The organism is Carnobacterium mobile DSM 4848, from assembly GCF_000744825.1.
Classification (GTDB): domain Bacteria; phylum Bacillota; class Bacilli; order Lactobacillales; family Carnobacteriaceae; genus Carnobacterium_A; species Carnobacterium_A mobile.
Window position 1 is genome coordinate 1,581,050 of sequence record NZ_JQMR01000001.1, and the last position, 11,451, is coordinate 1,592,500.

Annotated in this window: 4 protein-coding genes, 7 tRNA genes, 5 rRNA genes and 1 pseudogene (1 of these 17 running past the window's edge); 4 read left to right on the forward strand and 13 right to left on the reverse strand. The window is 44.4% G+C overall.

All coding sequences use genetic code 11. The features are described from left to right. Nucleotides 1-13: 13 nt before the first annotated feature. From BR87_RS07525 to BR87_RS07570, 10 genes are all read right to left on the reverse strand, one after another. A tRNA-Gly gene (locus BR87_RS07525) sits at nucleotides 14-85 on the reverse strand. Between the two features lie 4 nt (nucleotides 86-89). Next, nucleotides 90-165: transfer RNA gene (locus BR87_RS07530), tRNA-Thr, on the reverse strand. 20 nt (nucleotides 166-185) lie between these two features. Beyond that, nucleotides 186-270, reverse strand: a tRNA-Leu gene (locus tag BR87_RS07535). Nucleotides 271-309: 39 nt separating this feature from the next. Then, nucleotides 310-382, reverse strand: a tRNA-Lys gene (locus BR87_RS07540). 1 nt (nucleotide 383) lies between these two features. Next, nucleotides 384-459, reverse strand: a tRNA-Val gene (locus BR87_RS07545). A 26-nt stretch (nucleotides 460-485) separates the two neighbouring features. Beyond that, nucleotides 486-601 (reverse strand): 5S ribosomal RNA (gene rrf, locus BR87_RS07550). 90 nt (nucleotides 602-691) lie between these two features. Beyond that, nucleotides 692-3,613: ribosomal RNA gene (locus BR87_RS07555) — 23S ribosomal RNA — on the reverse strand. 155 nt (nucleotides 3,614-3,768) lie between these two features. Then, a tRNA-Ala gene (locus BR87_RS07560) sits at nucleotides 3,769-3,841 on the reverse strand. A gap of 36 nt (nucleotides 3,842-3,877) precedes the next feature. Continuing rightward, nucleotides 3,878-3,951 (reverse strand) — tRNA-Ile (locus tag BR87_RS07565). 103 nt (nucleotides 3,952-4,054) lie between these two features. After that, a 16S ribosomal RNA gene (locus BR87_RS07570) occupies nucleotides 4,055-5,616 on the reverse strand. The 16S, 23S and 5S rRNA genes sit together here with 7 tRNA genes alongside, the layout of an rRNA operon. A gap of 931 nt (nucleotides 5,617-6,547) precedes the next feature. On the opposite strand from BR87_RS07570, the pseudogene BR87_RS13370 reads away from it, so the two are divergent. The 4 genes and pseudogenes from BR87_RS13370 to BR87_RS13605 all read left to right on the forward strand — a co-directional run. Then, a pseudogene (locus BR87_RS13370) lies at nucleotides 6,548-7,042 on the forward strand (phosphoribosylanthranilate isomerase); the annotation flags it as partial. A 48-nt stretch (nucleotides 7,043-7,090) separates the two neighbouring features. Continuing rightward, a complete protein-coding gene (locus BR87_RS13375) occupies nucleotides 7,091-7,453 on the forward strand; it encodes a GNAT family N-acetyltransferase (RefSeq protein ID WP_280512205.1) in 363 nt (120 codons plus the stop codon). 52 nt (nucleotides 7,454-7,505) lie between these two features. Beyond that, nucleotides 7,506-7,991, forward strand: a complete 486-nt coding sequence (locus BR87_RS07580) for a GNAT family N-acetyltransferase (RefSeq protein ID WP_244877044.1) — start codon at nucleotides 7,506-7,508, stop codon at nucleotides 7,989-7,991. 48 nt (nucleotides 7,992-8,039) lie between these two features. Continuing rightward, nucleotides 8,040-8,390 carry a nucleoside/nucleotide kinase family protein gene (locus BR87_RS13605; protein WP_342341577.1) on the forward strand — a complete coding sequence of 117 codons (351 nt, stop codon included), beginning with the start codon at nucleotides 8,040-8,042 and terminating at the stop codon, nucleotides 8,388-8,390. A 290-nt stretch (nucleotides 8,391-8,680) separates the two neighbouring features. Here the strand turns inward: BR87_RS13605 and BR87_RS07590 are convergent, their stop codons facing one another. The 3 genes from BR87_RS07590 to BR87_RS07600 form a co-directional block, all read right to left on the reverse strand. Beyond that, on the reverse strand, nucleotides 8,681-9,244 hold the full coding sequence (locus BR87_RS07590; protein WP_035030564.1) for a DUF2441 domain-containing protein: 564 nt from the start codon (nucleotides 9,242-9,244) through the stop codon (nucleotides 8,681-8,683). 315 nt (nucleotides 9,245-9,559) lie between these two features. Beyond that, a 5S ribosomal RNA gene (rrf, locus tag BR87_RS07595) occupies nucleotides 9,560-9,675 on the reverse strand. 91 nt (nucleotides 9,676-9,766) lie between these two features. Beyond that, nucleotides 9,767-11,451 (reverse strand): 23S ribosomal RNA (locus BR87_RS07600) (it continues 1,237 nt past the right edge of the window).

Below are 11,451 nucleotides of genomic sequence, written 5' to 3' on the forward strand. Positions count from 1 at the left end.
AGTCGTCCTAGTAAGCGGAAGACGGGGTTCGAACCCGCGACCTCCACCTTGGCAAGGTGGCGTTCTACCACTGAACTACTTCCGCAAAATGGTGCCGGCTAAAGGAGTTGAACCCTCGACCCTCTGATTACAAATCAGATGCTCTACCAACTGAGCTAAGCCGGCTAATCAAATTAAAATCTAAATGGTGCGGGTGAAGGGACTTGAACCCCCACGTCTCTCGACGCTAGATCCTAAATCTAGTGCGTCTGCCAATTCCGCCACACCCGCTAAAATATGGCATAACTAGTCATCGGAAATGAATAGTTATGAGTCATGCAGGATTCGAACCTGCGACCCTCTGATTAAAAGTCAGATGCTCTACCAACTGAGCTAATGACTCATGGTGGAGGTTAACGGGATCGAACCGCTGACCCTCTGCTTGTAAGGCAGATGCTCTCCCAGCTGAGCTAAACCTCCATATGAGAAAAATTAAAATGTTCGATGCGCGGCAGCGTCCTACTCTCACAAAGGGAAACCCTTCACTACCATCGGCGCTAAGAAGCTTAACTGCTGTGTTCGGCATGGGAACAGGTGTGACCTTCTTGCCGTTGCCACCGCACATCTTGCATATAAGAGAACGTTGTTCTCTCAAAACTGGGTATTGTTTAGTGTAAAGTTGACGCAAACCGTTCGTTCACCGTTTTAAAAATTGGTTAAGTCCTCGACCGATTAGTATTGGTCCGCTCCATACATCGCTGTACTTCCACTTCCAACCTATCTACCTGATCATCTCTCAGGGGTCTTACTCACTTACGTGATGGGAAATCTCATCTTGAGGGGGGCTTCACGCTTAGATGCTTTCAGCGTTTATCCCGTCCACACATAGCTACCCAGCAATGCCCTTGGCAGAACAACTGGTACACCAGCGGTGTGTCCATCCCGGTCCTCTCGTACTAAGGACAGCTCCTCTCAAATTTCCTGCGCCCGCGACGGATAGGGACCGAACTGTCTCACGACGTTCTGAACCCAGCTCGCGTACCGCTTTAATGGGCGAACAGCCCAACCCTTGGGACCGACTACAGCCCCAGGATGCGATGAGCCGACATCGAGGTGCCAAACCTCCCCGTCGATGTGGACTCTTGGGGGAGATAAGCCTGTTATCCCCAGGGTAGCTTTTATCCGTTGAGCGATGGCCCTTCCATGCGGAACCACCGGATCACTAAGCCCGACTTTCGTCCCTGCTCGACTTGTAGGTCTCGCAGTCAAGCTCCCTTCTGCCTTTACACTCTACGAATGATTTCCAACCATTCTGAGGGAACCTTTGGGCGCCTCCGTTACACTTTAGGAGGCGACCGCCCCAGTCAAACTGCCCGTCAGACACTGTCTCCCAGCCAGATCATGGCTGAGGGTTAGAGTGGTCATACAGCAAGGGTAGTATCCCACCATTGCCTCCACCAAGACTAGCGTCCTGGCTTCATTGGCTCCTACCTATCCTGTACAAGCTGTACAAACACTCAATATCAAACTGCAGTAAAGCTCCATGGGGTCTTTCCGTCCTGTCGCGGGTAACCTGCATCTTCACAGGTACTATAATTTCACCGAGTCTCTCGTTGAGACAGTGCCCAAATCATTACGCCTTTCGTGCGGGTCGGAACTTACCCGACAAGGAATTTCGCTACCTTAGGACCGTTATAGTTACGGCCGCCGTTTACTGGGGCTTCAATTCTGAGCTTCGCCTTACGGCTAACCCATCCTCTTAACCTTCCAGCACCGGGCAGGCGTCAGCCCCTATACGTCATCTTTCGATTTAGCAGAGACCTGTGTTTTTGATAAACAGTTGCTTGGGCCTATTCACTGCGGCTGACCAAATGGTCAGCACCCCTTCTCCCGAAGTTACGGGGTCATTTTGCCGAGTTCCTTAACGAGAGTTCTCTCGCACACCTTAGGATTCTCTCCTCGACTACCTGTGTCGGTTTGCGGTACGGGCAGATCGTTTCTCACTAGAAGCTTTTCTTGACAGTGTGACATCAGGAACTTCGGTACTTGATTTCCCTCCCCATCACAACTTGTCCTTAAGGGAATAAGCATTTGACTCATTCCCAGACTTATTGCTTGGACGTGCATATCCAACAGCACGTATTCCTTAGCCTACTGTGTCCCTCCATCGTTCAAACAAAACGAACTGGTACAGGAATCTCAACCTGTTGTCCATCGTCTACGCCTATCGGCCTCGACTTAGGTCCCGACTAACCCTGGGAGGACGAGCCTTCCCCAGGAAACCTTAGTCATTCGGTGGACGGGATTCTCACCCGTCTTTCGCTACTCATACCGGCATTCTCACTTCTAAGCGCTCCACCAGTCCTCACGGTCCAGCTTCGACGCCCTTAGAACGCTCTCCTACCATAGAACCAAAAGGTTCTATCCACAGCTTCGGTGTTCTGTTTAGCCCCGGTAAATTTTCGGCGCAGGGTCACTCGACTAGTGAGCTATTACGCACTCTTTAAATGATGGCTGCTTCTGAGCCAACATCCTAGTTGTCTAAGCAACCCCACATCCTTTTCCACTTAACAGAAACTTTGGGACCTTAGCTGGTGGTCTGGGCTGTTTCCCTCTCGACTACGGATCTTATCACTCGTAGTCTGACTCCCGGATATAAATCAATGGCATTCGGAGTTTATCTGAATTCGGTAACCCGAGAAGGGCCCCTAGTCCAAACAGTTGCTCTACCTCCATGATTCTAATTCCGAGGCTAGCCCTAAAGCTATTTCGGAGAGAACCAGCTATCTCCAAGTTCGATTGGAATTTCTCCGCTACCCACACCTCATCCCCGCATTTTTCAACATACGTGGGTTCGGTCCTCCAGTGCGTATTACCGCACCTTCAACCTGGACATGGGTAGATCACTTGGTTTCGGGTCTACGACCACATACTCATTCGCCCTATTCAGACTCGCTTTCGCTGCGGCTCCGTCTCATCAACTTAACCTCGCATGGGATCGTAACTCGCCGGTTCATTCTACAAAAGGCACGCTATCACCCATTAACGGGCTCTAACTACTTGTAAGCACACGGTTTCAGGTGCTGTTTCACTCCCCTTCCGGGGTTCTTTTCACCTTTCCCTCACGGTACTGGTTCACTATCGGTCACTAGGGAGTATTTAGCCTTGGGAGATGGTCCTCCCGGATTCCGACGGAATTTCTCGTGTTCCGCCGTACTCAGGATACTGATCAGAGTGAACGAAGTTTCAGATACGGGGCTTTTACCCTCTTTGGCAGACCTTTCCAGGTCGCTTCTCTTACTTCATTCATTTATGACTCTATGTGTTCAGTCCTACAACCCCAGAAAGCAAGCTTTCTGGTTTGGGCTTTTCCCGTTTCGCTCGCCGCTACTCAGGGAATCGAATTTTCTTTCTCTTCCTGCAGGTACTTAGATGTTTCAGTTCTCTGCGTCTACCTCTGTTGACCTATGTATTCAGTCAACAGTAACACCCGATAAAGGGTGTTGGGTTTCCCCATTCGGAAATCTCTGGATCACAGCTTACTTACAGCTCCCCAAAGCATATCGGCGTTAGTCCCGTCCTTCTTCGGCTCCTAGTGCCAAGGCATCCACCGTGCGCCCTTATTAACTTAACCTATGGTTGTTGTTAATAGGAATCTTCTCATCTTATAAAAGATAAGGATTCGTTTCAAACTCTTACAAACGCGGTGTGTTTCTCGGTTTCTTACAATTTTTACAATTAAACAATATCCAGTTTTCAAAGAACAAAAAATTGCGAATAACTTCGCAATGGAGCCTAGCGGGATCGAACCGCTGACCTCCTGCGTGCAAGGCAGGCGCTCTCCCAGCTGAGCTAAGGCCCCAATAAAATAATTTCCTTTTTTGTGCAATTAAATGAGTGGGCCTAAATGGACTCGAACCATCGACCTCACGCTTATCAGGCGTGCGCTCTAACCAGCTGAGCTATAGGCCCAACATATTAGGCACTTCAAAGGTATTTATTGATTTGAGAAGATTAGACCTCTCAAAACTGAACAAAGAAAGAACGACTGTGTAGGTTCCGTTAAAATCCTTAGAAAGGAGGTGATCCAGCCGCACCTTCCGATACGGCTACCTTGTTACGACTTCACCCCAATTATCTATCCCACCTTAGGCGGCTGGCTCCCAAAAGGGTTACCTCACCGACTTCGGGTGTTACAAACTCTCGTGGTGTGACGGGCGGTGTGTACAAGACCCGGGAACGTATTCACCGCGGCGTTCTGATCCGCGATTACTAGCGATTCCGGCTTCATGCAGGCGAGTTGCAGCCTGCAATCCGAACTGAGAATGGCTTTAAGAGATTAGCTTGACCTCGCGGTCTTGCGACTCGTTGTACCATCCATTGTAGCACGTGTGTAGCCCAGGTCATAAGGGGCATGATGATTTGACGTCATCCCCACCTTCCTCCGGTTTATCACCGGCAGTCTCACTAGAGTGCCCAACTGAATGCTGGCAACTAGTAATAAGGGTTGCGCTCGTTGCGGGACTTAACCCAACATCTCACGACACGAGCTGACGACAACCATGCACCACCTGTCACTTTGTCCCCGAAGGGAAAGCTCTATCTCTAGAGTGGTCAAAGGATGTCAAGACCTGGTAAGGTTCTTCGCGTTGCTTCGAATTAAACCACATGCTCCACCGCTTGTGCGGGTCCCCGTCAATTCCTTTGAGTTTCAGCCTTGCGGCCGTACTCCCCAGGCGGAGTGCTTAATGCGTTAACTGCAGCACTGAAGGGCGGAAACCCTCCAACACTTAGCACTCATCGTTTACGGCGTGGACTACCAGGGTATCTAATCCTGTTTGCTCCCCACGCTTTCGAGCCTCAGCGTCAGTTACAGACCAGAGAGTCGCCTTCGCCACTGGTGTTCCTCCACATATCTACGCATTTCACCGCTACACGTGGAATTCCACTCTCCTCTTCTGCACTCAAGTTCCCCAGTTTCCAATGACCTTCCCCAGTTGAGCTGGGGGCTTTCACATCAGACTTAAAGAACCGCCTGCGCTCGCTTTACGCCCAATAAATCCGGACAACGCTTGCCATCTACGTATTACCGCGGCTGCTGGCACGTAGTTAGCCATGGCTTTCTGGTTAGATACCGTCAGGGGATGAGTAGTTACGCTCATCCTTGTTCTTCTCTAACAACAGAGTTTTACGATCCGAAAACCTTCTTCACTCACGCGGCATTGCTCCGTCAGACTTTCGTCCATTGCGGAAGATTCCCTACTGCTGCCTCCCGTAGGAGTCTGGGCCGTGTCTCAGTCCCAGTGTGGCCGATCACCCTCTCAGGTCGGCTACGTATCATTGCCTTGGTGAGCCATTACCTCACCAACTAGCTAATACGCCGCGGGTCCATCCATAAGCGACAGCCGAAACCGTCTTTTATCCATCCACCAGGAGGTGGTTGGAGTTATGCGGTATTAGCATCCGTTTCCGAATGTTATCCCCCACTTATGGGCAGGTTACCCACGTGTTACTCACCCGTCCGCCACTCTTTGATTCTGGTGGGTGCAAGCACCCGGTAGAATCAAAGCGTTCGACTTGCATGTATTAGGCATGCCGCCAGCGTTCGTCCTGAGCCAGGATCAAACTCTCATAAAAGTAGTTGTTGCCTCGAAAGGTTCCAACCGATTATGCTGTTTGAAGCTCTTTTGACTTGCTAGCGAATAATTATTCACTTTGTTACTTTTGGTTTAACCGTTGTTAAACCACCTTACACAGTTATTTCGTTTTTGCTTTGTTCAGTTTTCAAAGGTCTAATGTGTTTGTATTGTCGTTTTGACAACTTCTAAATATTACCAGAAGCTGTACTGCTTGTCAACAACTTTTTTGAAACTTTTATTTTTCGTTGCTGCGATGTATCGCTGCGACATCTACTAATATAACAGCTTCTCGAGTTTTCGTCAACACCTTTTTCAATCTAATATTATTTTTTACTTAAAGATGAACTATTAGATAAAAGTTCATCTGAATTTCCGTTTTTTTACTATATTTGTATTTTTTTGAAGCGTTTCTTCTGAAAATATTCGTTCTTTTTCCTAACTTCATCTTTGAACCACTACATATTTATGCTGTTTTTTTGTATAAACATAATAAATTTTCTCTAAATAACTAACTTATATACTACCATATGATTGCGTTTTCTTCAATTTTACTAACTCACCTTATAATTATTCGCCAAATAAAAAAATGCTTTTATACAAGAATCGGACTATTATCTGTGCAGATGTCTTTCCCTTCTTTTAAATGATTGACCAATAAGATGATGCTTTTTGATTGTTTGTTACTATTTTGTCTATCATGTAATTAAATTAAATAGTTTTTACTTCTTCATTAACTATTTTGCCTTTCCTATCCTTTTAATTAGGTTTATCAGAAGAAACGAGCTGAATTTCAAAAATACTTATCCTCTAAAACAAAATGTACTATATAAAGATATAGCGCTAAGTCTCTCTGTTCATTCTATCTCCCGATAGTGTAAACTGTTTATACCAAGCACGATATAAAATAACGCTGATTAGGAGCAACTCTAATGAATCAAAATAAGTTTTCGGAGTTTTTAAAAATCTCAAGAGCACTAAACAACTATGGGATCACTCCCTTATTAATGGGATCTTTAGGTTTAGAGTTTGTCACTAGAAAAAACTGGGATGCTCAAGATATCGATATCCATATTCCGGGTGACACTAGGGGATGGGAAGCAGCAGATGAAGATAGGATATTTAATTGGGCTGCTATTATAAAAATTATGACTCAACTCGGATATCAACTGATCGATTTACACGAACATGAATTTAGCGATGGAAGGTTTACGATTCAATATGGTGTTATGGATACTTTACCGGAGTATGCAAGTACTGAGATTAAAGAGTTGAGGAGTGAAATAATAGAGAAAGCAGTATTTTATGTTCCAACAGCTGAGCAATTCTTAAAAATCTATACAGCGTCTTCTAAAGACAGTTATCGGAATGATAAAAACAATAACAAAGACTTTGAAAAGATTAAGTATTTGAAATCATTAAGAAAAAGAAATACAAAGATCCGTTTTGCTGATTCCAATGATTATTATTGTTTATTGAGCAAAGACAAACACATAGATCCTCATAGATTAGACTCTGCTATTAAAGAAGAAAGAGTGCTGATCATTGAAGAAGACGAATGCATTGGCTGGTTAAGATTCAGTTACTTCTGGGAGTCCATTCCTTTTATTGATATGCTGTATATCTTGGAACCATTTAGAAATAAAAAATATGGAACGGCTTTAATAGATTTTTTTGAAGAAAACATGAAATTACATAGATTTAGTGAGCTGATGACTTCTACCGCTAGCGAAGAATATGCTCAACATGTATACCATAAACTTGGATTTAAAACTGTTGGAGGCTTTTTCCCTCCTAAAGAAGCGTATGAAATCATTTTAACGAAAACTATTATGTAGTTTATTAGGAGTCATTATTTAAGGGAAAGTTGAAAGGATGAAAACTAGGTTAATGAAAAAGGAAGATATTTCCAAAATTGCTAACGCTTTTCTGAAACAAGGTTGGGATGGCAGGCATGAAGTATTAGAAAGATATTGGTTAGATCAACAAAACAAAATCAGATATGTTTTTGTAGCTGAGTTAGACGAGGATATTGCTGGGTACGTAACAGTAGCAAAAAAAGTAAAGCATGGACCTTTCCAAGAAAGTGAACTACCTGAAATTACTGATTTTAATGTTTTTGAACAGTATCGAGAAAAAGGAATTGGAAACTCTTTACTAGATGTGGCAGAAAACAAAGCCGTGCAATTTTCGACTATTGTTACTTTAGGAGTTGGCTTACATTCTGGATATGGTGCAGCACAGCCTATTTATGCAAAGCGAGGGTATCTACCTGATGGATCGGGAGTTTGGTTTGAAAACAAAAATATAGATAATGGAGAAGTTTGTATGAACAACGATGACTTATGCATCTATCTGTCTAAAAAACTTAGATGATCTATTAGTATGGCTAGTATAGCGCAAATAAAGATTGGGGGAATAAAATTGACAAAAAGCATTGTAATCGTGATTAGCGGGGTTACTGCAGGAGGAAAAACGACTTTAATCAACGAGTTGCACAAAGAATTTATAGACAGCAAAGTCATTTCTTTTGATAATTATAGTATTGATGCATTTCCTTCAGCTCCGCCAATCGAAACACCCGTCCAAGAAGCTGTAAATCAATATGATCTCAGTCCTTTAATGAAAGATTTTTTGTCAGCTAAAGACACGTTTTCATTTATTTTTATAGATTTTCCTTTTGGATATAAGCATACGATGTTAGAACCCTACATTACTAAAACCGTATATGTAAAAAACTTCCTTAGATATAATTTTCGCGAGACAGATAGTTAGAGACTATTACAATAAATCCACTGAAGAAATCACAAATTGGGCAAAAATATATTTAGATTCTGCTCGACAAATTTTTATAGATCATGAATATTTTGTTAGTGAAGATGCCGATTTGATTATTGACGGGACTTTACCTTTAGCTGAACAGCTTAAATTCGTAAAAAAAGCACTGCAGCTGAAAAATTGAATTGTTATCTAACCTACTGTTTAACATAATCAGAACTTAGCAAAAATTTTTTATGCCTTATTCCAACAATTGGATTTACAGATACTTGGAGTGCAAAGGCCCCTTATTGATAGTCTTCAATGATTTCTGTTACCGTTATTTCTCCGCCGATCAACACTTCTGATAAGATATTTTCTGAGGGTGAAGACCAATATATTTTTGCTTGTTCAATTTTTTCAAGAAACGATTTATTTTCTATTGAAGGCAATAAAGCAGCATTGCCTTTAAAAATTTTCCCGTTTGTTTCAAGGTTAACGATTTGTACGACTTCTCTATTATAAGAGCTAAATATCTTTTGCCATTGAGCTAAACTATTCAAATCTTCCGTTCCGTATAAACATTCAAATCTTGATGGCAGTTCTGGAAAATGTTCCAGTCGAACCATTTCAGTAATCACTTCTCTAACAGCTTTAGAAGAATGATCAAAAGCATTTTTCAAAAATTCTATTTCATTTTCTTCTAGCTTAGAATCCAGCTCACTAATTGCTTGATCAAGAGTTCTTTCTTTGAGGTCACTAAACCCATTCTCTAAAAAGAAATAATATAATCGATTTTTGTGATGACTTCCAAAATTTATTTTTTGCCCTTTATATATTGGTTTTCTTGTAACTAGATGATAATAGCCCAAACTATCCCTCCTTTTATCGTTATTTTCGCAGTTTAACTACTTCGTCATTTGTACTTGATCCTCTTCATGAAGAAATTCTCTCTAAATATTAGTTTGCTTACCCTAAGTATAGAAAGTTCTATCACTTAAGTCACACAAAAAATGTTTACGTGACTTAAAACTCTTTTTTTTAGTACTTAAGGTAGGCAAAACAATTGAGACAGTGATGCACTCCATGATAATTTCATTATCATTTTTTAAATCAAGCTAAGCAACAAAATAACTTTTTGAACGACAAAAAAAGATACCATCCGCAGATGATACCTTTTTTGATTTGCGCGGCAGCGTCCTACTCTCACAAAGGGAAACCCTTCACTACCATCGGCGCTAAGAAGCTTAACTGCTGTGTTCGGCATGGGAACAGGTGTGACCTTCTTGCCATTGCCACCGCACATCTTGCATATAAGAGAACGTTGTTCTCTCAAAACTGGGTATTGTTTACTGTAAAGTTGGTTTAAAACCGTTCGTTCACCGTTTAAAAAATTGGTTAAGTCCTCGACCGATTAGTATTGGTCCGCTCCATACATCGCTGTACTTCCACTTCCAACCTATCTACCTGATCATCTCTCAGGGGTCTTACTCACTTACGTGATGGGAAATCTCATCTTGAGGGGGGCTTCACGCTTAGATGCTTTCAGCGTTTATCCCGTCCACACATAGCTACCCAGCAATGCCCTTGGCAGAACAACTGGTACACCAGCGGTGTGTCCATCCCGGTCCTCTCGTACTAAGGACAGCTCCTCTCAAATTTCCTGCGCCCGCGACGGATAGGGACCGAACTGTCTCACGACGTTCTGAACCCAGCTCGCGTACCGCTTTAATGGGCGAACAGCCCAACCCTTGGGACCGACTACAGCCCCAGGATGCGATGAGCCGACATCGAGGTGCCAAACCTCCCCGTCGATGTGGACTCTTGGGGGAGATAAGCCTGTTATCCCCAGGGTAGCTTTTATCCGTTGAGCGATGGCCCTTCCATGCGGAACCACCGGATCACTAAGCCCGACTTTCGTCCCTGCTCGACTTGTAGGTCTCGCAGTCAAGCTCCCTTCTGCCTTTACACTCTACGAATGATTTCCAACCATTCTGAGGGAACCTTTGGGCGCCTCCGTTACACTTTAGGAGGCGACCGCCCCAGTCAAACTGCCCGTCAGACACTGTCTCCCAGCCAGATCATGGCTGAGGGTTAGAGTGGTCATACAGCAAGGGTAGTATCCCACCATTGCCTCCACCAAGACTAGCGTCCTGGCTTCATTGGCTCCTACCTATCCTGTACAAGCTGTACAAACACTCAATATCAAACTGCAGTAAAGCTCCATGGGGTCTTTCCGTCCTGTCGCGGGTAACCTGCATCTTCACAGGTACTATAATTTCACCGAGTCTCTCGTTGAGACAGTGCCCAAATCATTACGCCTTTCGTGCGGGTCGGAACTTACCCGACAAGGAATTTCGCTACCTTAGGACCGTTATAGTTACGGCCGCCGTTTACTGGGGCTTCAATTCTGAGCTTCGCCTTACGGCTAACCCATCCTCTTAACCTTCCAGCACCGGGCAGGCGTCAGCCCCTATACGTCATCTTTCGATTTAGCAGAGACCTGTGTTTTTGATAAACAGTTGCTTGGGCCTATTCACTGCGGCTGACCAAATGGTCAGCACCCCTTCTCCCGAAGTTACGGGGTCATTTTGCCGAGTTCCTTAACGAGAGTTCTCTCGCACACCTTAGGATTCTCTCCTCGACTACCTGTGTCGGTTTGCGGTACGGGCAGATCGTTTCTCACTAGAAGCTTTTCTTGACAGTGTGACATCAGGAACTTCGGTACTTGATTTCCCTCCCCATCACAACTTGTCCTTAAGGGAATAAGCATTTGACTCATTCCCAGACTTATTGCTTGGACGTGCATATCCAACAGCACGTATTCCTTAGCCTACTGTGTCCCTCCATCGTTCAAACAAAACGAACTGGTACAGGAATCTCAACCTGTTGTCCATCGTCTACGCCTATCGGCCTCGACTTAGGTCCCGACTAACCCTGGGAGGACGAGCCTTCCCCAGGAAACCTTAGTCATTCGGTGGACGGGATTCTCACCCGTCTTTCGCTACTCATACCGGCATTCTCACTTCTAAGCGCTCCACCAGTCCTCACGGTCCAGCTTCGACGCCCTTAGAACGCT